This is a genomic window from Komagataeibacter sp. FNDCF1 (assembly GCF_021295335.1).
In the GTDB taxonomy this organism is placed as follows: domain Bacteria; phylum Pseudomonadota; class Alphaproteobacteria; order Acetobacterales; family Acetobacteraceae; genus Komagataeibacter.
Map to the genome: position 1 here is coordinate 3,097,118 of NZ_JAIWOT010000001.1, position 22,032 is coordinate 3,119,149.

Genomic DNA, 22,032 nt, shown 5'->3' on the forward strand with positions numbered 1-22,032 from the left:
CCGCCTTTTTTCAAAGAAGCGGCGTTCTCTGAAGCTTTTTGAAAAAGGCTTCATCAAAACTTTTTCCGGTTTGAACGCAAAACGGCCCGGTATCATACCGGGCCGTTTTTTGTAGCAGCCGGGCCGCTCAGGGCACCAGCACTGTAGCACTCGCCAGGCAGGCAATACCTTCCTCGCGCCCGGTAAAGCCAAGGCGTTCGGACGTGGTGGCCTTGACCGAGATGCGGTCGACATCGACCTTGAGCAGTTCGGCAAGGCGCGCACGCATGGCTTCGGAATGCGGGCCGATCTTGGGGCGTTCGCAGATCAGCGTCACATCGGCATTGACCAGCATGCCGCCGCGCTGGCGGATGCGCTCGCCCGCATGGATCAGGAAGCGCGCGCTGTCGGCATCCTTCCACTCGTTCTGGCTGGGGGGGAAATGGCGGCCGATATCGCCTTCGGCCAGCGCGCCGTAAATGGCGTCGCACAGCGCGTGGATGCCCACATCCGCATCCGAATGCCCGGCAAGGCCGCGCGTGTGGGGCACGGTGATGCCGCACATGATCAGGGGCCGGTTCTCGGCAAAGGCATGCACGTCATAGCCCGTGCCGGTGCGCGGCAGCAGCGTCGGGCCGATCAGGCGTTCCAGGCGCACCAGATCCTCCTTGTAGGTCAGTTTGATGTTGTCTTCCGAACCGGGAACGATGGCAACGTGGTGGCCGGCCTGTTCCAGCAGGGCGGCGTCATCGGTGGCGTCGGCGGCGGAGGCCGCGCGGTGCAGGTCGCGCAGCAGGGCAAAGCGGAAGCCCTGTGGCGTCTGGGCGCGGAACAGGTCGGTGCGCGGCACGGTATCGGTAATGATGCCGTCCTTTGCACGCTTGATGGTGTCGGCCACCGGCACGGCGGGGATGACGCCTGCGTGCCTTTCCAGCGCCGCGATCACGCCCTGTGTCACGCTGCCGGGCACGTAGGGGCGCGCGCCGTCATGGATCAGCACCAGTTCGGGCCGTTCGTTTTCAGGCAGGCGGTCAAGGGCGTCCAGCCCGGCGCGCACGCTGGCCTGGCGCGTATCGCCACCGGGCACGACCGGCAGGACCGTGCAGCCGGCGGGCGCGAAGCCGTCCAGTGCACCGCCCAGCAGCGCCGGGTCGCCCACTGGCTGGATGACGCCCACATGGGGGGCAAGGGCATCCGCCGCATGGCGGATGACGGGCCGTCCGCCCAGCGTGACATACTGCTTGGCGACGGGGGTCGCGGTCTGGGCGCTGTACCGGCTGCCCTGGCCCGCGGCGAGAAGAATGGCTGCAACACGCATGATGCGGAGCAATGCGGCCATGTGGCCGCCGCGTCAAGCATTCTGCGTGTGGCAGATGGCATACACCTGTGTGGTAAAATGTTGCCGCCATGCACCGAACCTGATTGCACGCGGCGGCATGAGGGGGTATTCTGCCTAAATCATAAGCATTACTGGCATATAGTATCAGGAGCCGGCACATTCCCGCGCGCGCCATGCACGCGGCTGAAGGGACCCGGCGGGGAAGCGGGGTCCATGTCATCTCAACTGCTGTCGCCTATTGATCTGGGTGGTGGGGTCGTGCTGCGCGCGCCTGTCATACTGGCCCCCATGGCCGGGGTAACGGACCTGCCGTTCCGCAAGCTGGCGCGCAGGCTGGGGGCGGGGCTGGTGGTTTCGGAAATGATCGCGTCCTGGGCCATGGTGCGGGAAAACCAGAACACGCTGCGCATGGCCGAAGTGGCGGATGATGGCCCCAATTCCGTCCAGCTTGCAGGCTGCGACCCCGATGCGATGGGGCAGGCCGCGCGCATTGCGGTTGATCGCGGGGCGGATATCATCGACATCAATTTCGGCTGCCCGGTCAAGAAGGTGGCGGTGGGCCAGCTTGCCGGCTCAGCCCTGATGCGTGACGAGGTGCAGGCCGGCCGCCTGCTCGAAGGCGTGGTGCGCGCCGTTGATGTGCCGGTCACGCTGAAGATGCGCATGGGCTGGGACCATGACCACCTCAATGCCCCGCGTCTGGCCCGTATTGCACAGGAATCGGGCATACGCATGGTGACGGTGCATGGCCGTACCCGCCAGCAGTTCTACAACGGCACGGCGGACTGGTATTTCGTGCGCAATGTGGTGGATGCGGTGGACCTGCCGGTCATTGTCAATGGCGATATCCTGACGGTGGAGGACGCGCGCGTGGCGCTTGAGCGTTCGGGCGCACGCGGCGTGATGATCGGGCGCGGCTGCTATGGACGCCCGTGGTTCCTGGCCCAGGTCGCGCGCGCGCTGATGGATGGCATGCATGTGGCGGAACCCGACCTTGCGGCGGAAAAATCCATCGTGCTGGAGCATTACGGCATGATGATCGATCATTTTGGCGCCCATCCCGGGCTGCGCCTCGCACGCAAGCATGTGTCATGGTATTCGGCCGGGCTGCCGGACTCGGCGGGTTTCCGCGCCGCCGTGAACCGGGTCGATACGGTCGATGCCGCCATCGGCATGATCCATGAATTCTATGACCGCCAGATCGCGGCGGGCAACGTACGCGGGCCACGTCCCTCCACCGTGGAGGCGGAAAGGGCCGCCGGACGGACAGCCACCGTACAGGCCGCATGAGCGAAGGCACGCCCCCTGCATCCGTCCACCAGCCCTGTGCGCCGGACAACATAACGGGCAACGGCCGGATCGTGCTCGATTCGCTCGCGCTGCCGGTGGTGGTGGTGCGGGCGGATGATGCCATCGGGTATGTGAACAGTGCCGCGGAGCCGTTTTTCGGCATGTCGCGTGCGCATCTGGTGCAGATGCGCCTGACCGACATCCTGCCCGGTGACAGTCCGCTCTTCCTGCTGGTGGAGCAGGTGCGCGCGCAGGACCACACCGTGGTCGAGCACGAGGTCACGCTGGAAAGCCCGCGCCTGCGCCACGAGGGGGTGACGGTGCAGGGCGCGCCGGTCATGGAGGAACCCGGCTCGGTCGTGCTGACATTCCATGATTTCTCGGCCGTGCGCGTGCTGGACCGGCAGCTGACCTTCCGCTCCGCAGCACGCAGCGTGGCGGGCATGGCGGCCATTCTGGCGCATGAGGTGAAGAACCCGCTCTCGGGCATACGGGGGGCGGCGCAGCTGCTGGAAACATCGGTGGGTGAATCCGACCGCGAGCTTGCGGTCCTGATCCAGGACGAGGTCAACCGCATCCGTGACCTGGTGGACCGGATGGACATGTTCAGCGACCGCCCGATCGAGCGCAGGCCGGTGAACATCCACCGCGTGCTGGAGCATGTGCGCCGTCTGGCGCAGCAGGGCTTCGGGGCGGATATCGGCTTCGAGGAAATGTACGATCCCTCCCTGCCGCCGGTATGGGGCAACCGCGACCAGCTGGTGCAGGTCCTGCTCAACCTGGTCAAGAATGCTGCCGAGGCGCTCGACACCCGCCCCGAAGGGGGCGAACCGCCCCGGATCACACTCACCACCAGCTACCGCCCCGGCATATGGGTGTCCACCGGTGGTGGCCAGCGCGTGCAGCTGCCTCTGCTGGTCTCTGTGCGTGACAACGGGCCGGGGATTCCCGAGAACATCCGTCCACATCTGTTCGAGCCGTTCCTGACCACCAAGACCACCGGCAGCGGGCTGGGTCTGGCGCTGGCGGGCAAGATCGTGGGGGACCATGGCGGCGTGATCGAGGTGGAAAGCCAGCCCGGCGGGACGGAGGTCCTGCTGCACCTGCCCGTTGTGACCGAAGAGCGGGGCGCGCCGTAAGGCCCCCGACCGTATCCGAGAGATAGAGAGCGAATGTCGCTGCCCACCATTCTAGTTGCCGATGATGACCGTTCGATCCGCACCGTGCTCAGCCAGGCACTGGGGCGCGGGGGCTACCAGGTCCGTGCCACGGGGCAGGCCGCCACCCTGTGGCAGTGGGTGGAGGAGGGGGAAGGCGATCTCGTCATCACCGATGTCGTCATGCCCGACGAGAACGGGCTGGACCTGATCCCGCGCATCCGCCGCATCCGCCCCGACCTGCGGGTCGTGGTGATGAGTGCCCAGTCCACGCTGATGACGGCGGTCAAGGCAACCCAGCGCGGCGCGTTCGAATACCTGCCCAAGCCATTTGACCTCAAGGAAGTGCTGGCGGTGGTCGCGCGCGCGCTGGCCACCCCCGCCGTGCCGGTGCAGGCCGCACCGGCCCCCCCGCCAGAGGAACAGATGTCGCTCATTGGCCGGTCGGTGGTGATGCAGGACATCTACCGCATCATCGCCAGGCTTACGACATCGGACCTGACCGTCATGATCAATGGCGAAAGCGGGACGGGCAAGGAACTGGTGGCGCGCGCGCTGCATGAATACGGGCGCAGGCGTTCCGGGCCGTTCGTGGCCATCAACATGGCCGCCATTCCGCGCAACCTGATCGAAAGCGAACTGTTCGGCCATGAACGTGGCGCCTTTACCGGGGCCACGTCACGCGTGGCGGGCCGCTTCGAGCAGGCGGCCGGCGGCACGCTGTTCCTGGACGAGATTGGCGACATGCCGCCCGAGGCCCAGACCCGCCTTCTGCGCGTGCTGCAGGATGGCGAGTTCACGACCGTGGGCGGCACGCTGCCCATCCGCGCCAATGTCCGCATCATTGCCGCAACCCACAGGGACCTGCGGCAGGCGATCCGGGCCGGTACGTTCCGCGAGGATCTGTACTACCGTCTGAACGTGGTGCCCATGCGCCTGCCGCCACTGCGCGAGCGGGTGGAGGACATACCCCTGCTGGCACGGCATTTCCTGAACGAGAACGCCGATGGCGCGGGTCCCGTGCGCGTACTGGATGACGAGGCGATGGCCCGGCTGCAGGCCCATCGCTGGCCCGGCAACGTGCGTGAGCTTGAAAACCTGATGCGCCGCATTACCGCGCTGCACCCGCAGGAAAGCATCGGGGCGGATATCATAGCCGCGGAACTGGCGGAGGCCAGCAGCCTTGCCCCGCAGGGCGAGGGCACCGGCACCCAGCCGGAAACCCTGGCCGGGGCGGTGGAGCGGCACCTGCGCCGCTTCCTGGCATCGGGACAGGAGGGCATGCCGATGAGCGATATTTATGACAAGGTGATTGCGGAGGTCGAACGCCCGCTGATTTCCATGACGCTGGCGGCAACGCGGGGCAACCAGATCCGGGCGGCGGCCATGCTGGGGCTGAACCGCAACACCCTGCGCAAGAAGATCCGCGACCTCGATATTCCCGTCGTGCGCGGCGGCGCATGAGCAGCACCCCCACGGCCCGCCCCGGCGCCGCCTACCGGCTGGCGCGGCGCATGCTGGACATGCTTGTGCGCCGCAATGTGGCGCTGGTCCTGGTACTGCTGGCGCTGGTGCTGGGTGTCGCGACCTTCGTTGTGCTGTCGGGGGGCAAGTCACTGGCGCACCATCCGCAGATTCAGGCGCTGGTCTTCATCCTCAATTTCCTCGTGCTGCTGCTGCTGGCCACGTCGCTGACCGAAAAGGTGGGCCGCGTGCTGGCCGAACGCCGCAGCGGGCTGGCGGGCGCCAGGCTGCATGTGCGGCTGGTCACGCTGTTCGGCATCGTGGCGGTGGCGCCGACCATCGTGGTGGGCACGTTTGCCGCCGTGTTTTTCCATTACGGCATCCAGATCTGGTTCAGTGACCGGGTGAACACGGCAATGAACGAGGCGCTGGAAACGTCACGCGGCTACCTGCAGGAACATAACGCCAATATCCGCACCGAGGCATTCTCGCTCGCCAACTACCTTGTCAGCGCCCAGACCGCGCTGGCGGGTTCGGGCAACGACCTGCTGCACAACCCCGATGCGCTCTCGCAGGTGCTGGATTCACAGGCGACACTGCGCGGGCTGGATGTGGCGGTGGTGTATGATCCCTTCACCAACACGGTCGTGGCCTCGGGCGGGCTCATGGGGCGGACCGCCAATCTCAAGGACCTGCCGCCGCCTGCCGCCACGCTGATGGCGCGCACGAACGAGATCGCGATCCTTGACTCACCCGATGAAAAGACGGTCCGCGCGGTGGTGACGCTGGGGGATACGCCGCCGCTCATGCTCATGATCGCCCGCCCCGTGGACCCCGATATCCTCGAACACATGCACCGCACCGAACAGGTGGTGGCCGACTACCAGCGCCTGAACGGCAACCGTGGCAAGATCCAGTTCACCTTCGTGCTGATCTTTGCACTTGTGGCGGTGCTGGTGCTGGGAGCGGCCATCCTGATCGGGCTCATGCTCGCCAACCAGATCGTGCGCCCGCTGGGGCTGCTCATCCTGGCGTCCGAACGGGTGAGCAAGGGCAATCTGGACAGCAACGTGCCCGAAGGCGACCGCGATGACGAAGTCTCAAGCCTGTCGCGCGCCTTCAACCGCATGACATCCCAGCTGGCCAGCCAGCGTGCGGAACTGGTCAACGCCACCAACCAGATCAATGAACGCCGCAGGTTTACCGAAGCCGTGCTGTCCGGCGTGTCCGCCGGCGTGATCGGGCTGGATGCGCAACGCGTGATCGAACTGCCCAACCGGGCGGCCAGCGTGCTGCTGCACCGGGACATGGAAAGCTGCATCGGCCAGCCGCTGGTCCAGGTGGTGCCGGAACTGGCCGACATGCTGGAACGCGTTGCCCATGATGGCGCGCGCGAACTGACGGGGGAGGTACAGGTGCTGGCCGACGGGCGCGCCTGTACCCTGCTGGTCCGAATCGGTGCCGAAATGCAGGCGAGCCTGAATGGCGACATCGCGGGGGGGTATGTGGTTACATTTGATGACATAACAGCCCTGCAGGTCGCGCAGCGCAAGGCGGCATGGGCGGATGTGGCGCGGCGCATCGCGCACGAGATCAAGAACCCGCTCACCCCCATCCAGCTGGGTGCCGAACGGCTCAAGCGCCGCTTCCTGCGCGAGATCACATCCGACCCCGACACCTTCGTGCAGTGCGTGGACACGATCATCCGCCATGTGAGCGATATCGGGCGCATGGTGGATGAATTTTCCGCCTTCGCGCGCATGCCCCAGCCCGTCATGCGCATGGAGGATCTCTCCCGCATCGTGCGCGAGACGCTGATCCTGCAGCGCAACGCGCACCCTGAACTGCTGTATGAGGTCAACCTGCCCGACCGGGGGCCGCAGGTGCGCTGCGACCGCAGGCTGGTGGGCCAGGCGCTGACCAACCTGTTGCAGAACGCCGCCGACGCCATAGCCATGCGCCGCCCGCAGCAGGAGGCGGGCGGGGATGGCGTGATCGGCACGATCCGTATTACATTGCGCCAGGCTGATCCGGACGTGCTCCTGATCGTGGAGGATGACGGAATCGGGTTGCCAGTTGAGGATCGTGCCCGGCTGACCGAGCCCTATGTGACCCACAAGCCCAAGGGAACCGGCCTTGGCCTTGCGATCGTCAAGAAGATTCTTGAAGATCATGGCGGAAGCATCGGGCTGGAGGACCGCGCCGGGGGCAGGGGAGCTGTATCGACGTTGATTTTGCCGATAAAGGACGACCATGGGCCATGAAATCCTGATCGTCGATGACGAGCCGGATATACGGCTTCTTATCGAGGGTATTCTGTCAGATGAAGGATACGAGACCCGGCTGGCCGCGGATTCCGATTCCGCCATCGCCGCGTTCAGGGAGCGCAGGCCCTCGCTTGTGGTACTGGATGTATGGCTGCAGGGCTCGCGGCTTGACGGGCTTGGTATCCTCAACGTCCTTCACAAGGAAGAGCCGTCCGTCCCGGTCATCATGATATCGGGCCACGGCACGATCGAGACCGCCGTCGCCGCCCTGCAGCACGGGGCGTATGACTTCATCGAAAAACCCTTCCAGGCGGACCGGCTGCTGGTGGTGGTCCGCCGCGCACTCGAGGCCTCGCGCCTTGCGCGTGAAAATGCGGAACTGCGCCTGCTGGCGGGCTCCGGCACCGTGCTGGAGGGGCGCAGTGCCGCCATTGTCGCCGTGCGCAACCAGATCGACCGCGTGGCGCCCACCGGCTCGCGCGTGCTGATATCGGGGGCGGCGGGTACCGGCAAGGAAGTGGCGGCGCGGATGGTCCATGCCAGTTCCCGCCGGGCGGAGGGGCCGTTCATCGCGCTGAACTGCGCAACCCTGGCGCCCGGCCGGTTCGAGGAGGAACTGTTCGGCACGGAAGGTGGCGATGATGGCACGGGCCGGCGTACCGGCGTGCTGGAGCGCGCCCACGGCGGCACGCTGGTGCTTGATGAAGTATCCGACATGCCGCTGGAGACACAGGGCAAGATCGTGCGCGCGCTGCAGGACCAGACATTCGAGCGGCTGGGCGGTGCGCGGCGGGTCAAGGTGGATGTGCGCGTGCTGGCCACCACCAACCGCGACCTGCAGTCCGAGATCGCGCTGGGCCGCTTCCGTGAGGACCTGTACTACCGCCTGGCGGTTGTGCCGCTGCGCATTCCCAGCCTGCGCGAACGGCGCGAGGACATACCCGAACTGGCCCGCATGTTCCTGGACCGCGCGGCCGAGACCGCGGGCCTGCCGCTGCGCGAACTGTCGGGTGATGCGATTGCGGCCCTGCAGAGCTATGAGTGGCCGGGCAACGTGCGGGAACTGCGCAACCTGATGGAGCGGCTGCTGATCATGATGCCGGGCAACAGCACGGACCCGATCCGCGCCGACATGCTGCCCTCCACCGTGGGGGAAGGGGCGCCGGCACTGCTCAAGTTCGATTCTGACGAGGATGTGATGAGCCTGCCGCTGCGTGAGGCCCGCGACCTGTTCGAGACCCAGTACCTTCAGGCACAGCTATTACGCTTTGGAGGGAACATCAGCCGTACGGCGGGGTTTGTGGGCATGGAGCGCAGTGCGTTGCATCGCAAGCTCAAGCAGCTGGGCGTCACGTCCGAGGATCGCAACACGGGATGAGCTTTTGCCCGCTGGGCGCATGCCTGCTAGACAACGAACTGTGATACGGACGGTGGCAACGCCGTAGCATGACACGAGAACTGTGCCGTGTACCCCCGCCCAACAAGCAACAAGTAAGGCCCTGCCGTGGCAAAAGAACCTTCACAGAATGTACAGGACGTGTTCCTCAACCACGTCCGCCGGTCCAAGACGCCGGTCACCATCTTCCTCGTCAACGGGGTCAAGCTTCAGGGCATCATCACCTGGTTTGACAATTTCTCCGTCCTGCTGCGGCGCGACGGGCATACCCAGCTAGTCTACAAGCATGCGATCAGCACGGTCATGCCCGCCACGCCGGTCAGCCTGTTCGAACCACCCGCCGAGGCCGAGGCGACAGAGGACCGCACGGCCACGGATGGCAGTCTGTCGTGACGGTGGGGCAGCCTTCCTCTGCCACCCGCGCGGCCGTTATCCTGCCGTGGGAACGCCCCGACCGTCATGACGATGCCCGCGCCGCCGAGGCCCGGCTGGAGGAGGCCGTTGGCCTTGCCGCTTCCATCGGGCTGGTGGTGGTGTGCCAGGCGGTGCTTCTGCTGCGCGCCCGCAGGCCGGCCACCCTGCTTGGTGGTGGCCAAGTTGATTCGCTCAAGGAAACGGTCAAGGCCGACAACATCACCGTTGTCATCATCGATTCCCGCCTGACCCCGGTACAGCAGCGTAACCTGGAGCGCGCCCTGGGCTGCAAGGTGATCGACCGGACCGCGCTGATCCTGGACATATTTGGCGAGCGCGCCGCCACGCGTGAAGGCACGCTGCAGGTCGAACTGGCCCATCTGGAATGCCAGCGCAGCCGCCTTGTGCGCACATGGACCCATCTTGAACGCCAGCGCGGTGGCTTCGGCTTCCTTGGTGGCCCCGGTGAAACCCAGATCGAGGCCGACCGCCGCATGATCGGGGACCGGATCGTCCGCCTCAAGCGTGAACTGGAACAGGTGCGCCGTACCCGTGGCCTGCACCGGCAGGCGCGCCGTCGCGTGCCGTTCCCCATCGTGGCGCTGGTGGGTTACACCAATGCGGGCAAGTCCACCCTGTTCAATGCCCTGACCGGGGCCAGCGTGTATGCGCAGGACCAGCTGTTCGCCACGCTGGACCCCACCATGCGCGGCATCCGGCTGCCATCGGGGCGGCGGGTGATCCTGTCGGACACGGTGGGGTTCATCAGTGACCTGCCGACCGAGCTCATCGCCGCCTTCCGTGCAACGCTGGAAGAAGTGGCGGAGGCCGACATCATCCTGCATGTGCGCGATGTCTCGCACCCCGACAGCGCATCGCAGCGCACGGACGTGATCGAGGTGCTGGAAGGCATGGCCCGCAACGGCACGATTGAGGAAGACTGGCAGGGCCGTGTCATCGAGGTGCTGAACAAGGCCGATCTGGTCGGCGGGCGGGAAGCGGTGGGCGCGCGGCCGGGCAACGTGGTCATTTCCGCCATTACCGGCGATGGCCTGCCCGACCTGCTGGCTGCGATTGACGAGCGCATGACGCGGGCGATGGAAGTCGCGCTGTACCGTGTGCCCCTGGCCGAAGGGGCGGCCATGGCGTGGCTGTATGAGCATGGGGAAGTAACCGGGCGCGAGGACGGGGAGGATGGGGCGCAGATGACCGTGCGCCTCTCTCCCGCCAACCGGGCGCGCTTCGAGATGCAGTTCGGCCGTGTCGTGACCTGCCTGGACGTCTAGGACCGCTGCCATGCCGTGCTGACCGGGGCGTGACCGGGGCAGGGGTGGAAAACGGGTGCGTGCTGGCGCACGATTGCACACCGGACAGAGGACTGACACGCAACGCGGAGGCTGCAATGACGGAACGGATCACACTGGCGGACATGCACGCGGTGGTGGGAATGATGCGTGGGGCGGCGAAACGCCACGTCATGCCGTCCTTCCGCTGCCTTGACCGTGCTGATATCCGCGCCAAGAGCGGCCCGCTGGATATCGTGACCGTGGCGGATGAAGCCACCGAGCGCGACCTGACAGCAGCCCTGCAGGCCGCATGGCCGCAGGCGCTGGTGGTGGGGGAGGAAGCGGTGGCGGCCAACCCCGCCATTGTGGACGGTCTTGCAACGGCCGACCTGGCCTTCGTGATCGACCCCATTGATGGCACGGCCAACTATGCGGCGGGCGTGCCGCTGTTCGGCGTCATGGTCTCGGCTGTCATGGATGGGGAAGTGGCTGGCGGGGCAATCCTTGATCCGGTCTGTAACGTCGCGGCTTTTGCCGCACGCGGGCAGGGCGCATGGCTGGAGGACGGCACGGGGGCCAGGCGCGCCCTGCATGTCGCCCCGCCCGTGCCTGCGCGCGAAATGGCGGGCAATGCCTCATGGCGCTACCTGCCGCCCGACCTGCGTGACGTGGTGACGCGTAACCTGCCCAAGGTGGCGGGATCATGGGATTTCCGTTGTGCGGCACATGAATACCTGATGCTGGTGGACGGGCGCTGCCACTTCCTGCTGTTCAACCGCACCCTGCCGTGGGACCATCTGGCGGGCTGGCTGATCCATGCGGAAGCTGGTGGCTACAGCGCGCATTTCGATGGCAGTCCCTACCGCGTGACCGACCGCACCGGCGGCCTGCTCTATGCGCCCGACCGTGCAAGCTGGCAGGCGCTGCATGATCTGCTGCTGACGCCAGACTGAAAACCCCGGCAAACAGGAAGACGTGTTTGGTGAAGCTTTTTTCAAAAAACTTCGAAGAATGCCGTCTTTTTGAAAAAAGGCGGCACCCGTAAACTTCTGTTCGACAAATATCTGAAGTTACTGCGGGGTTCAGTCCTGGTCGGCGCGCTCGCGGCGTTTGACCGCCTGCCAGCCTTCCTCCATCGTCTTCACGTCCACATCCGCAAGCGCCAGGCCACGGTCGGCCAGATCGTGTTCGACGGCGGTAAAGCGGCGGGTGAACTTGGCATTGGCCTGACGCAGGCAGGCTTCGGGGTCCATGTCCAGCTTGCGGGCAAGGGTCGCCAGCGTGAACAGCACGTCCCCCAGTTCATCGAATATCTTCTCGCGGTCGCCACTTTCCAGTTCGACCTTCAGTTCATCAAGTTCCTCGTCCACCTTGGCCGCGACTTCCCCCACCGTATCCCAGTCAAAGCCGGTGCGGGCGGCGCGGGCGGACAGCTTGCGCGCGCGCAGCAGGGCGGGCAGGCCAACGGGTACGTCATCCAGCGTGCCGCCCCGGTTGCGGGCCATGCGTTCCTGTGCCTTGCCACTTTCCCACTGGCCCGGCGCGGCCTGCGCATCACCAAATACATGCGGGTGGCGGCGGACCATCTTGTCACCGATCACGGTGGCTACGGTGGCGAAGTCGAACAGCCCTTTCTCATCGGCCATCTGGGCGTGGTAGACGACCTGCAGCAGAAGGTCGCCCAGTTCATCGGGCAGGCTGTCCCAGTCGCTGCGTGCTATGGTGTCGGCCACCTCATGGGCTTCTTCAATGCTGTAGGGCGCGATGGAGGCGAAGTCCTGCTCCCGGTCCCACGGGCAGCCGGTCTGCGGGTCGCGCAGGCGGGCCATGATGTCCAGCAGGCGTTGCACGGCGGGGGCTGGGTCTTGCATGGGGCGGGTTTCCTGCCATGTTCATGTTGCGGTCGGGCACGGCTTTTGTATAGATCGCACGCCCCGGGGCGGGAAGTTTTTATCAGGACAGGCGGAACATGAGCAGCAGCGCACAGGCGACGGTCTTCATTGATGGCGAGGCAGGCACGACGGGACTGGGCATCCGCAACCGCCTGCGCCACCTGCCGGTCACGCTACGCTCCATCGACCCCGAGCGGCGCAAGGACCCGCAGGCACGCCAGGAGATGATGGCGGCGGTGGATGTGGTGATCCTGTGCCTGCCCGATGCGGCCGCGCGGGACGCGGTGGCGATGGCCGATGCCATGGGTGCGGATGCGCCCCGCATTCTGGATGCCAGCACCGCCTTCCGCACCGACCCGGCATGGGTCTACGGTTTTCCGGAAATGGATGCTGACCAGCCTGCCGCCATCCGTGGTGCCGCGCGGGTGTCGAACCCCGGCTGCTACCCCACCGGGCTGATCGGCCTGCTGCGCCCGCTGGTCAGTGCCGGGCTGGTGCCCGCGGACCATCCCGTGTGCGTCAACGCGGTCAGTGGCTACAGCGGCGGGGGGCGTAGCATGATCGAGGCGCATGAGCGTGACGGCGGCCCGGCGTTTGAACTGTACGGGCTGGGGCTGGGCCACAAGCACATACCGGAAATGACGCTGTACGCGGGTCTGGCGCAGCCGCCGGTATTCGTGCCGTCGGTCGGGCATTTCCCGCAGGGGATGATCGTATCGGTGCCGCTGCATCTTGACCGGCTGCCGGGCCGGGTCCGCATTGCCGACCTGCATGCGGTCCTTGCTGCCCATTATGCGGGATCGGACCGTATTTCGGTGGCCGAACCCTGCACGAAGCTGCTGGCCGATACCCTGGCGGGCACCGACCGGATGGAACTGCGCGTGCATGGCGATGACGCCCTGCGGCAGGCGGTACTGACCGCCCGGCTGGACAATCTGGGCAAGGGCGCATCGGGCGCCGCACTGCAGAATCTGGCGCTTATGCTTGGGCTGGAACCGCCGCCGCCCGTGTGATATAGCGGGTCCGCAAGACGTCCCTGGACTGATTGCCGTGGTATTCCGTCCCGCACGGGGTGGGGTGCCTGTATGCGAGAGTGACGGAACGGTAGACGTAGTCGACTCAAAATCGACCGCCGCAAGGCATGGGGGTTCGAATCCCCCCTCTCGCACCAGTGTGGCGCACCGGACCCGGTGTTGCTGTCCCCTTGCCGTGTCGCGAACAGGACGATGTCTCCCTTGCCTGAAGCCCTTACTGCAAAGCCGTCCGTGCGGCCCGCCAATCCGTGCTTTTCCTCTGGTCCGTGCGCAAAGCGGCCGGGCTGGTCGCTCAGTGCCCTGTCGGATGCGCTGGTGGGCCGTTCGCACCGTTCGGCCGAAGGGCGCGCCCGGCTGAACGAGGTCATAACCCGCTCCCGCGCCATGCTGGGCATGCCGGAGGAATGGGTGCTGGGCATCGTGCCCGCATCCGACACGGGCGCGGTGGAAATGGCGCTGTGGTCCATTCTGGGCACGCGGCCGGTGGATGTGCTGGCGTTCGAAAGCTTTTCCGCCACATGGGCCAATGACATCATCGCCCAGCTCGGGCTGCCTGACGCCCGCGTGCTGGAAGCCGGCTATGGCGAGATACCGGATCTGGCGCAGGTGGACTGGGCGCGGGATGTCGTGCTGACATGGAACGGTACGACATCGGGCGCGCGCCTGCCCTATGATGCCGCCATTCCCATGCATCACGACGGGCTGGTGATCTGTGATGCGACATCCGCCGCCTTTGCCATGGACCTGCCATGGGAAAAGCTGGATGTGGTCACATGGTCTTGGCAGAAGGTGCTGGGGGGGGAGGCGGCCCACGGCATGCTGGCCCTGTCACCGCGCGCCGTGGAGCGGCTGGTCTCCACGCCGGCACCCCGCCCGCTGCCCAAGATCTTCCGGCTGACCGGCAGCAAGGGGCTGATCGAGGGTATATTCCGTGGCGACACCATCAACACTCCCTCCATGCTGTGCGTTGAAGATGCGCTGGATGGCCTGAGATGGGCCGAGGAAGCAGGCGGCCTGATGGGCCTGATCGCGCGTAGCGAGGCCAATCTCGCCGTTGTGGCGGAATGGGAGGCGCGGTCGGACTGGGCACGCTTCCTGGCCGCCAATCCCGATCACCGCTCCAGCACGGCCATCTGCCTGCGTATCGTGGCGCCGTGGTTTACCGCGCTTGATCATGCAACCCAGGTAAAGGCCGCGAAGCAGATCGTCTCCCTGCTGGACAGGGAAGGTGTGGCGCTGGACGTGGGCAGCTACCGTGATGCACCCCCGGGCCTGCGGCTGTGGGGCGGGGCGACGGTCGAGGCATCGGACCTGCAGGCCGTCCTGCCATGGCTGGACTGGGCCCATGCACAGGTACGTGGCCAGTACGCCTGAACCAACCGTTTTCCGTATCCGATCCATCATGCCACGGTTCCGGCCATCGGTGTGATGCAGCACGACAGGCTTCCCGCATATGACTGATGACCCGCCGTTCAATCCCGCCCTGCTGCCGGCCGGTTTCGTGGACAGGCTCCCGCCCGAGGCCGAGGCCGAGGCCGCGGGGGTCGAAACCCTCATGCGCGTGTTTGCCGCCCATGGTTATGACCGTGTAACGCCGCCGCTGCTGGAATTCGAGGAAACGCTCCTGTCCGGCGCGGGCTCGGCGGTGGCGGAACAGACTTTCCGCCTCATGGACCCCGACACCAGGCGCATGATGGCGCTGCGGCCGGACATGACGCCCCAGATCGCCCGCATCGCGGCCACCCGCCTGCCCGACGTACCACGCCCGCTGCGCCTGGCCTATGCCGGGCCGTGCGTGCTGATGGGGGGCAACCGGGGCGAGGATGACCGGCAGATATCGCAGGCGGGCGTGGAACTGATCGGTCCCGACCGGCCGGAAGCGGATGCGGAAATCATCGCCATCGCGGCGGAATGCCTGGCCACGCTGCGGGTGGGCGGCGTTTCCTTCGACCTGACCATGCCCGCGCTGACTACGGCGCTGCTGGATGCGGGCGGATTTGACGCCCATGTGCGTGGCACGCTCATGCGTGCGCTGGACCGCAAGGACGCGGCAGCGGTGGCCCGGCACGGCGGCGTGCTGGCCGATGTGCTGATCCGTCTGCTTCATGCCGCGGGCCCGGCCCATGGCGCGCTGGCGGAACTGGCCGCCGTGGACCTGCCGCCAGCTGCGCGGGCGCTGAGCGCGCGGCTGGCCGCCACGGTTGCCGCGATCGAGGCCCGCGTGCCCGGCATCCGGCTGACGGTGGACCCGGTGGAATTCCGTGGCTGGCAGTACCATACCGGCGTGTGCGTCAGCGTATATGCCGCGGGCCAGCGAGAGGAGCTGGGCCGGGGCGGGCGTTACCTGTCCAATGATGACGAACCCGCCTGCGGCCTGACCCTGCGGCCTGACATCATCCTGCGCGCGGCCCCGGCGCTGCCCTGCCGTACGCGTGTGTTCCTGCCGTGGGGCACGCCGGCGGAAGTGGGGGCAGCCCTGCGGGCCGCGGGCTATGCCACGGTCAGCGCCCTGGGGCACGATGATGATGCGCGTGCGCAGGCGGTACTGCTGTCCTGCCCGCTGATGGTTGTCGATGGCCAGCCCGTCCCGGTGGATGGCGTGTAGGTCACATCACCCGATTTTTTCCAGAACCCGAAGTTTTTCCCGGTGGGCCGTGCTGTGCGGGCCGGGCAGCATATCAAGGAGCATGAAATGTCCAACGTCACCGTGATCGGCACCCAGTGGGGTGACGAGGGCAAGGGCAAGATCGTTGACTGGCTGGCCAGCCGTGCAGATGTGGTGGTCCGCTTCCAGGGCGGGCACAATGCGGGCCATACGCTGGTTGTGGGCGATCAGACCTACAAGCTTTCCCTGCTGCCCTCGGGGCTGGTACGCGGCAAGACGGGTGTGATCGGCAATGGCGTGGTGGTTGACCCCGAAGCCCTGCTGAAGGAAATCGACCGCGTCACGGCGCAGGGCCTGAAGGTCACGCCCGAGACGCTGAAGATTGCCGAAAACGCACCGCTGATCCTGCCCGTGCATGGCGCGCTGGACCGTGCGCGCGAAGCCGCGCGTGGTGACCGCAAGATCGGCACCACCGGCCGCGGCATCGGCCCCGCCTATGAGGACAAGGTGGCCCGCCGCGCCATCCGCCTGTGTGACCTGGCCGAGCCGGAAACGCTGGACTGGAAGCTGGATGAACTGCTGCTGCACCACAATACCCTGCTCAAGGGGCTGGGTGCGGAGACGTTCACCAAGCAGGCGCTGCTGGACTTCCTGAACGGTGTCGCCCCCCGCGTGCTGCCCTTCATGGCCCCGGTATGGGACCTGCTGGATGACAGCCGCCGCAGTGGTTCGCGCATCCTGTTCGAAGGCGCGCAGGCGGTGATGCTGGACGTGGACCACGGTACCTATCCGTTCGTGACCAGTTCCAACACCGTGGCCGCCAATGCGGGTACGGGTGCCGGGGTTGGTCCCACCAGCATCGGTTTCGTGCTGGGCATTGCCAAGGCCTATACCACCCGCGTGGGCGAGGGGCCGTTCCCCAGCGAACTGCATGACCAGATGGGTCGCACGCTGGGTGAACGTGGGCATGAATTCGGTACCGTAACAGGCCGCCCCCGCCGCTGTGGCTGGTTTGACGCCGTGCTGGTGCGCCGTGCAGTGCGTGTCGGTGGTGTGAACGGCCTGGCACTGACCAAGCTGGACGTGTTGGACGGGCTGGATGAACTCAGCATCTGCGTCGGCTATGAACTGGATGGCAAAAAGATCACCAGCTTTCCCTCTGCCCCCGGCGCGCAGCAGCGTATCCGCCCGGTATTCGAGACGATGGAAGGCTGGAAGGACAGCACGAAAGGCGCACGTTCCTGGGCCGACCTGCCCGCACAGGCCATCAAGTATGTCCGCCGGATTGAGGAACTGGTTGAAGCGCCAGTGACCCTGCTTTCCACCAGCCCCGAACGTGATGACACCATTCTGGTGCGTGATCCGTTTGAAGATTGATAAACTGGAACAGAAGTTTTTGGGTGCCGCCTTTTTTAAGAAGGCGGTGTTCCCTGAAGCTTTTTGAAAAAAGCCTCACCAGAACTTTCGTGAAAAAAAAGCCCCGCAGGCCAGTGGCATGCGGGGCTTTTTTAATGGCAGGGGCGGGAAAGGTGCCGGGATCACGCCGGGATCAGGCCGAAGGCTGTTCCCCATGCTGCGCACGGCGGGCGGCGACTTCCGCCTTCATGGCCGCCTGCAGCTTTTCAAAGGCGCGGACCTCGATCTGGCGCACCCGCTCGCGGGAGATGTTGTAGACATGCGACAGGTCTTCCAGCGTGGCCGGTTCATCCTTGAGCCGCCGTTCGGTCAGGATATGGCGTTCACGCTCGTTCAGCGTTTTCAGCGCATTGGCCAGAAGCGCCTGTCGACCGGAATATTCCTCGCTCTGGGCAAGGGTTTCTTCCTGATTGTCGTTGTCATCGACCAGCCAGTCCTGCCATTCGCCCTCGCCATCCATGCGCAGTGGCGCGTTCAGGCTGTGGTCGGGGGCGGCAAGCCTGCGGTTCATGTTGACCACGTCCTGCTCGGGCACGCCGAGGGACTGGGCAATCTTGTTGACCTGCTCGGGCTGCAGGTCACCGTCATCAATGGCCTGCATCTGCCCCTTCAGGCGGCGCAGGTTGAAGAACAGTTTTTTCTGGGCGGCGGTGGTGCCGATCTTGACCAGTGACCAGCTGTGCAGGATGTACTCCTGTATCGCGGCCCTGATCCACCACATGGCATATGTGGCCAGCCGGAAGCCACGGTCGGGGTCGAAGCGGCGGACCGCCTGCATCATCCCGATATTGCCTTCGCTGATCAGTTCACCCACCGGCAGGCCATAGCCACGATAGCCCATGGCGATCTTGGCAACCAGGCGCAGGTGGGAAGTGACGAGTTTATGCGCGGCTTCGGTGTCGCCCTTGTCCTTCCAGCGGCGCGACAGGCGAAGCTCCTCCTCGGGGGAGAGCATGGGGAATTTACGGATATCCCGAAGGTATTTGGACAGGTTGTTTTCGGGACCGGAAATAAGAGCAGAAGAGGCCATTGCAACGGACTCCTGTTCCAGAGGGATGGGCAGCTGTTGATCCGGTCTAACGTGACCGTGACCGGCGGGGTTGCATCATCACTCTGCTAGACGCACGACTGGACTTCTCACGTCCCCATATCCGGCCCCCGTCTGGGCAGCCTGATACAGGACGTCCAGTTAGCCTGGGGGCGTCGGCCCCGGCGAACAATCACTGAACATATGGATCTGCATCGGTTGAGTCAATGCGGATGCCCCTGCGCTTCAGGCAATGCTGTCCAGCAGAAGGGTGAAATCCGCAGGGGGCGGGGTTTCGAACAGCATCTGTTCACCGCTGCGGGGATGGACAAAGCCCAGCCTGCGCGCATGCAGCGCCTGGCGGGGAAAATCCAGTGCCGCGTCGCGTGCGGCAGGCGGCAGGGCACGCGCGGCGGCGGGCACGCGGCGCAGATAGACCGGATCCCCCACCAGCGCGTGCCCCGCATGGGCGAAATGGACCCGGATCTGGTGGGTGCGCCCGGTGGCCAGCCGGCATTCCACATGCGCCAGCCCGCCGTGAAAGGTTTCAAGGACCCGGTAATGCGTCAGCGCGTGCTTGCCGCCGCCATTGGCAATGACCGCCATGCGCTTGCGGTCGCGCCGGTCACGGCCGATCGCGCCATCGAATGATCCCTGCGACGGGGCGGGAATGCCCCAGCATATGGCCTGGTAGGCACGGTCGATCCGCCGTTCGGCAAAGGCGAGGGAAAGCGCCTGATGCGCCATTTCCGTCTTGGCCGCGACCATGATGCCCGACGTGTCCTTGTCCAGCCGGTGAACGATGCCGGGCCGCTTCTCGCCGCCTATGCCAGTCAGGCTCTCGCCGCAATGGGCCAGCAGGGCATTGACCAGCGTGCCGTCCTCGTTGCCCGGTGCCGGGTGGACCACCATGCCTGCGGGCTTGTCGAGCACGATCAGGTCGCGGTCTTCATATAATATGTCCAGCGCGATGTCCTGCCCCCGTGGCGTTGCGGGGATTGCGGGGGGGAGACGAATTTCATAACACATGCCAGCCCGCACCGGTTCGGCGGGGTCGCGCAGCGGGGTGCCATCGCGCAGCAGGTGGCCACTTTCCATAAGGGCCTTCACGCGGGAGCGCGACAGCGTGGGCATCGTGGTTGCGATGAAACGGTCGGTGCGCTGGCCCGAGTCATCCACGCTGGCAATGACGGGGGCTGGGGGGGCAGTGTCATTCATGGCATGTGTCTATCGGAAAAAACGGTATTCGGGAACGGAAAGCACGGAATGGAAAAACAGGGGTCGCGCGCGCTGCTTGCGGCGGTGATCGGGATGGGGGTCCTGCTGTTCATAGGGTCGCTGGTGCTGGTGGGCGTGCTGGTGCACCGCATGATGCACCCACGTCCCGCCGTTACGGCGGATGCGCGGGTTGCCACAATGCCCGTGGCGCCCGCCATGACGATGGGGGGCGAGAGCCTGCTGCTGGATGAGGCACCGGGCACGCATGTGCAGGCCGTGACCGTCCGGCCCGACGGGTTGCTGGCGGTCGTGCTGTCCGGAGGGGACAGGGCCGACCGCATCGTGATCTGGGACCCGACGGGGCGGCGTATCGTGGCGCGGCTGGATATCGGCCATCCCTGAACCATGTGGCCTGTACTGGCCAAAATGGCGGCCGCGGTGATTATCCACTTGCGTCCATTGCCCGGATCGCATAGAAGGCGGCCACCGGCCATTGTCCCGTTCGTCTAGAGGCCTAGGACGCCGCCCTCTCACGGCGGCAACACGAGTTCGAATCTCGTACGGGACGCCAGTGCTGTCAATGACATGGCCGTTACATGAAAACCCGCCAGAAGGCGGGTTTTTCGTTTGTACTCATCTATTTTTACTGAAAAGCAATCTTTCTCTAGGCATGGCAATGTTTTCCATATTAATATATAATAAAGGCACCTTTTATACTTGCCGGCATCATTTGACTGAAAAACATTGATTCAGATCAAGGTGCGTTGAAATTTAAAAATATTTTCCGTCTTTTAATTTTGCAGAATATGGCAGCATAGTGAAAACCTGTCGTTTCTTATGTTTCTCCTTATTGATTTCTGCAGGGATTACCAACGGACTTTTCGAGGGACGGCGTCCGGGCCTGACGTGACAAAAATGCAACTTTCTTTCCTGTTCCCATCGACGGGTGGTGGGTGGCTGTTTCGCACAGGGGGATGAAAACGTTATGGTCCCTTTCGTAATGAAGTCCCTCTGGTAATGGTTGCCTTTGGCTTGCAGGATGGAGGAGTTTGCGATTAAGCCGTGATGGTGCGGCCTGACAGGAAAATGAATATCGGACCTGAACTGCGGTTGCATGGGTCCTGGTTTCTGAGTGGTGTGGTGATCGATGCTGTTGGATTTTATGAAGCTGCAAAAACATGTATCCGGAATGGGACGTCGTTCTTTTCTGTCTGTCATGGCGGCAGCTGGCAGCGTCCCGTTCATCGCCTCCGCCAGCGCGGCCGATGATCCGGTCATAAATGCCCAGTGGGCCATTTTCCGCAGCAAGTATTTCCGTCCCGACGGGCGCATCGTCGATACGGGCAACAGCGGCGAATCCCACAGCGAGGGGCAGGGCTACGGCATGCTTTTCTCTGCCACGGCAGGTGATCAGGCATCGTTCGAGGCGATGTGGGCATGGGCCCGCACCAACCTGCAGCACAAGAATGACGCCCTGTTTTCCTGGCGTTACCTGGACGGCCATAATCCCCCCGTTGCCGACACGAACAACGCAACGGACGGTGACCTGCTGATCGCCCTTGGTCTGGTCCGTGCCGGGCGGCGGTGGCAGCGCGCTGATTATATTCAGGACGCTATGGCCATCTATGCCGACGTGCTGAAGCTCATGACCATGAAGGTCGGCCCCTACCAGGTTCTGCTGCCCGGTCATGTCGGTTTTGTCACCAAGGATTCGGTCACGCTCAACCTGTCCTACTATGTCATGCCCTCACTCATGCAGGCCTTTGCGCTTTCGGCCGATGCCCGCTGGCAGACCGTAATGGAAGACGGGTTGCGCATCATTGCCAAGGGACGATTCGGGGAATGGAAGCTTCCGCCGGACTGGCTTGCGATCAATCGCCAGAATGGCAATTTCTCCATAGCCAAGGGCTGGCCGCCGCGTTTTTCTTACGATGCGATTCGGGTGCCGCTCTATCTGTACTGGGCGCATATGCTGACCCCGGACCTGCTGGCCGATTTCACACGCTTCTGGAATCATTTCGGGGCATCCGCCCTGCCGGGCTGGGTCGACCTGACCAATGGTTCCCGCTCACCTTACAACGCGCCGCCGGGCTATCTGGCCGTGGCGACGTGTTCGGGCCTGTCATCCGCCGGTGGGCTGCCCACGCTGGATCATGCGCCGGATTACTATTCGGCTGCCCTGACATTGCTGGTTTATATTGCCCGTGGTGAGGGAGGGGGAATGTGAGTACGCCCGATAAGGAAGGCA

At 65.0% G+C, this 22,032-nt stretch carries 19 protein-coding genes and 2 tRNA genes; 17 read left to right on the forward strand and 4 right to left on the reverse strand.

The features are described from left to right. Positions 1 to 127: 127 nt before the first annotated feature. Complete coding sequence (ispF, locus tag LDL32_RS14610; protein ID WP_370636779.1) at positions 128 to 1,297, reverse strand: 2-C-methyl-D-erythritol 2,4-cyclodiphosphate synthase; 1,170 nt, start codon at positions 1,295 to 1,297, stop codon at positions 128 to 130. A gap of 234 nt (positions 1,298 to 1,531) precedes the next feature. Between ispF and dusB the strand changes: the two genes are divergently transcribed. The 8 genes from dusB to LDL32_RS14650 all read left to right on the forward strand — a co-directional run bounded on the left by dusB (position 1,532) and on the right by LDL32_RS14650 (position 11,545). Continuing rightward, on the forward strand, positions 1,532 to 2,608 hold the full coding sequence (gene dusB, locus LDL32_RS14615) for a tRNA dihydrouridine synthase DusB (RefSeq protein ID WP_233068096.1): 1,077 nt from the start codon (positions 1,532 to 1,534) through the stop codon (positions 2,606 to 2,608). Next, the gene (locus tag LDL32_RS14620; RefSeq protein ID WP_233068097.1) at positions 2,605 to 3,747 is read left to right on the forward strand and encodes a nitrogen regulation protein NR(II); all 1,143 of its coding nucleotides are present in this window, start codon (positions 2,605 to 2,607) and stop codon (positions 3,745 to 3,747) included. The genes dusB and LDL32_RS14620 overlap by 4 nt, the downstream gene beginning before the upstream one ends. 33 nt (positions 3,748 to 3,780) lie before the next feature. Then, on the forward strand, positions 3,781 to 5,229 hold the full coding sequence (gene ntrC, locus LDL32_RS14625; RefSeq protein WP_233068098.1) for a nitrogen regulation protein NR(I): 1,449 nt from the start codon (positions 3,781 to 3,783) through the stop codon (positions 5,227 to 5,229). Beyond that, complete coding sequence (locus LDL32_RS14630; protein ID WP_370636709.1) at positions 5,226 to 7,493, forward strand: ATP-binding protein; 2,268 nt, start codon at positions 5,226 to 5,228, stop codon at positions 7,491 to 7,493. Before ntrC ends, LDL32_RS14630 begins: the two co-directional genes overlap by 4 nt. Then, positions 7,483 to 8,874 (forward strand): sigma-54 dependent transcriptional regulator, encoded by a 1,392-nt coding sequence (locus LDL32_RS14635; RefSeq protein ID WP_233068100.1) that lies wholly within the window; start codon positions 7,483 to 7,485, stop codon positions 8,872 to 8,874. Before LDL32_RS14630 ends, LDL32_RS14635 begins: the two co-directional genes overlap by 11 nt. A gap of 126 nt (positions 8,875 to 9,000) precedes the next feature. Continuing rightward, complete coding sequence (gene hfq, locus LDL32_RS14640) at positions 9,001 to 9,285, forward strand: RNA chaperone Hfq (RefSeq protein ID WP_233068101.1); 285 nt, start codon at positions 9,001 to 9,003, stop codon at positions 9,283 to 9,285. Continuing rightward, the gene (gene hflX / locus LDL32_RS14645; protein WP_233068104.1) at positions 9,282 to 10,592 is read left to right on the forward strand and encodes a GTPase HflX; all 1,311 of its coding nucleotides are present in this window, start codon (positions 9,282 to 9,284) and stop codon (positions 10,590 to 10,592) included. Before hfq ends, hflX begins: the two co-directional genes overlap by 4 nt. Positions 10,593 to 10,708: 116 nt before the next feature. Then, the gene (locus LDL32_RS14650; RefSeq protein ID WP_233068109.1) at positions 10,709 to 11,545 is read left to right on the forward strand and encodes an inositol monophosphatase family protein; all 837 of its coding nucleotides are present in this window, start codon (positions 10,709 to 10,711) and stop codon (positions 11,543 to 11,545) included. A 129-nt stretch (positions 11,546 to 11,674) separates the two neighbouring features. Here the strand turns inward: LDL32_RS14650 and mazG are convergent, their stop codons facing one another. Then, positions 11,675 to 12,463, reverse strand: a complete 789-nt coding sequence (mazG, locus tag LDL32_RS14655; protein WP_233068112.1) for a nucleoside triphosphate pyrophosphohydrolase — start codon at positions 12,461 to 12,463, stop codon at positions 11,675 to 11,677. A 98-nt stretch (positions 12,464 to 12,561) separates the two neighbouring features. On the opposite strand from mazG, the gene argC reads away from it, so the two are divergent. From argC to LDL32_RS14680, 5 genes are all read left to right on the forward strand, one after another. Continuing rightward, positions 12,562 to 13,497 carry an N-acetyl-gamma-glutamyl-phosphate reductase gene (gene argC / locus LDL32_RS14660; RefSeq protein ID WP_233068114.1) on the forward strand — a complete coding sequence of 312 codons (936 nt, stop codon included), beginning with the start codon at positions 12,562 to 12,564 and terminating at the stop codon, positions 13,495 to 13,497. A gap of 74 nt (positions 13,498 to 13,571) precedes the next feature. Further along, a tRNA-Leu gene (locus tag LDL32_RS14665) sits at positions 13,572 to 13,655 on the forward strand. A gap of 55 nt (positions 13,656 to 13,710) precedes the next feature. Beyond that, on the forward strand, positions 13,711 to 14,892 hold the full coding sequence (locus LDL32_RS14670) for a phosphoserine transaminase (protein WP_233068116.1): 1,182 nt from the start codon (positions 13,711 to 13,713) through the stop codon (positions 14,890 to 14,892). A 79-nt stretch (positions 14,893 to 14,971) separates the two neighbouring features. Continuing rightward, a complete protein-coding gene (locus LDL32_RS14675) occupies positions 14,972 to 16,123 on the forward strand; it encodes an ATP phosphoribosyltransferase regulatory subunit (protein WP_233068118.1) in 1,152 nt (383 codons plus the stop codon). An 87-nt stretch (positions 16,124 to 16,210) separates the two neighbouring features. After that, the gene (locus LDL32_RS14680; RefSeq protein WP_233068120.1) at positions 16,211 to 17,500 is read left to right on the forward strand and encodes an adenylosuccinate synthase; all 1,290 of its coding nucleotides are present in this window, start codon (positions 16,211 to 16,213) and stop codon (positions 17,498 to 17,500) included. 172 nt (positions 17,501 to 17,672) lie between these two features. On the opposite strand, the gene rpoH is transcribed toward LDL32_RS14680, so the two are convergent. Both rpoH and LDL32_RS14690 read right to left on the reverse strand, forming a co-directional pair. Next, complete coding sequence (gene rpoH, locus LDL32_RS14685; protein ID WP_233068122.1) at positions 17,673 to 18,569, reverse strand: RNA polymerase sigma factor RpoH; 897 nt, start codon at positions 18,567 to 18,569, stop codon at positions 17,673 to 17,675. 243 nt (positions 18,570 to 18,812) lie between these two features. Continuing rightward, positions 18,813 to 19,784 (reverse strand): RluA family pseudouridine synthase, encoded by a 972-nt coding sequence (locus tag LDL32_RS14690; RefSeq protein WP_233068124.1) that lies wholly within the window; start codon positions 19,782 to 19,784, stop codon positions 18,813 to 18,815. Between LDL32_RS14690 and LDL32_RS18085 the strand changes: the two genes are divergently transcribed. The 4 genes from LDL32_RS18085 (at position 19,753) to LDL32_RS14705 (ending at position 22,011) form a co-directional block, all read left to right on the forward strand. Further along, the gene (locus tag LDL32_RS18085; RefSeq protein ID WP_370636710.1) at positions 19,753 to 19,872 is read left to right on the forward strand and encodes a hypothetical protein; all 120 of its coding nucleotides are present in this window, start codon (positions 19,753 to 19,755) and stop codon (positions 19,870 to 19,872) included. The two genes, LDL32_RS14690 and LDL32_RS18085, sit on opposite strands and share 32 nt — an antisense overlap. Continuing rightward, positions 19,833 to 20,186 (forward strand): hypothetical protein, encoded by a 354-nt coding sequence (locus LDL32_RS14695; protein ID WP_233068125.1) that lies wholly within the window; start codon positions 19,833 to 19,835, stop codon positions 20,184 to 20,186. The genes LDL32_RS18085 and LDL32_RS14695 overlap by 40 nt, the downstream gene beginning before the upstream one ends. 93 nt (positions 20,187 to 20,279) lie before the next feature. Further along, positions 20,280 to 20,355 (forward strand) — tRNA-Glu (locus tag LDL32_RS14700). A 645-nt stretch (positions 20,356 to 21,000) separates the two neighbouring features. Then, positions 21,001 to 22,011: a glycosyl hydrolase family 8 gene (locus tag LDL32_RS14705; RefSeq protein ID WP_233068126.1), complete on the forward strand. Its 1,011-nt coding sequence runs from the start codon at positions 21,001 to 21,003 to the stop codon at positions 22,009 to 22,011. Positions 22,012 to 22,032 lie beyond the last annotated feature (21 nt).

Excerpts from the sequence above, each read along its gene's own strand:
- ispF (WP_370636779.1), bottom strand. The coding sequence starts at position 1,297 with ATGCGTGTTGCAGCCATTCTTCTCGCCGCGGGCCAGGGCAGCCGGTAC.
- dusB (WP_233068096.1), top strand. The coding sequence starts at position 1,532 with ATGTCATCTCAACTGCTGTCGCCTATTGATCTGGGTGGTGGGGTCGTG.
- LDL32_RS14620 (WP_233068097.1), top strand. The coding sequence starts at position 2,605 with ATGAGCGAAGGCACGCCCCCTGCATCCGTCCACCAGCCCTGTGCGCCG.
- ntrC (WP_233068098.1), top strand. The coding sequence starts at position 3,781 with ATGTCGCTGCCCACCATTCTAGTTGCCGATGATGACCGTTCGATCCGC.
- LDL32_RS14630 (WP_370636709.1), top strand. The coding sequence starts at position 5,226 with ATGAGCAGCACCCCCACGGCCCGCCCCGGCGCCGCCTACCGGCTGGCG.
- LDL32_RS14635 (WP_233068100.1), top strand. The coding sequence starts at position 7,483 with ATGGGCCATGAAATCCTGATCGTCGATGACGAGCCGGATATACGGCTT.
- LDL32_RS14650 (WP_233068109.1), top strand. The coding sequence starts at position 10,709 with ATGACGGAACGGATCACACTGGCGGACATGCACGCGGTGGTGGGAATG.
- mazG (WP_233068112.1), bottom strand. The coding sequence starts at position 12,463 with ATGCAAGACCCAGCCCCCGCCGTGCAACGCCTGCTGGACATCATGGCC.
- argC (WP_233068114.1), top strand. The coding sequence starts at position 12,562 with ATGAGCAGCAGCGCACAGGCGACGGTCTTCATTGATGGCGAGGCAGGC.
- LDL32_RS14670 (WP_233068116.1), top strand. The coding sequence starts at position 13,711 with ATGTCTCCCTTGCCTGAAGCCCTTACTGCAAAGCCGTCCGTGCGGCCC.
- LDL32_RS14675 (WP_233068118.1), top strand. The coding sequence starts at position 14,972 with ATGACTGATGACCCGCCGTTCAATCCCGCCCTGCTGCCGGCCGGTTTC.
- LDL32_RS14680 (WP_233068120.1), top strand. The coding sequence starts at position 16,211 with ATGTCCAACGTCACCGTGATCGGCACCCAGTGGGGTGACGAGGGCAAG.
- rpoH (WP_233068122.1), bottom strand. The coding sequence starts at position 18,569 with ATGGCCTCTTCTGCTCTTATTTCCGGTCCCGAAAACAACCTGTCCAAA.
- LDL32_RS18085 (WP_370636710.1), top strand. The coding sequence starts at position 19,753 with ATGACGGGGGCTGGGGGGGCAGTGTCATTCATGGCATGTGTCTATCGG.
- LDL32_RS14690 (WP_233068124.1), bottom strand. The coding sequence starts at position 19,784 with ATGAATGACACTGCCCCCCCAGCCCCCGTCATTGCCAGCGTGGATGAC.
- LDL32_RS14695 (WP_233068125.1), top strand. The coding sequence starts at position 19,833 with ATGGAAAAACAGGGGTCGCGCGCGCTGCTTGCGGCGGTGATCGGGATG.
- LDL32_RS14705 (WP_233068126.1), top strand. The coding sequence starts at position 21,001 with ATGGCGGCAGCTGGCAGCGTCCCGTTCATCGCCTCCGCCAGCGCGGCC.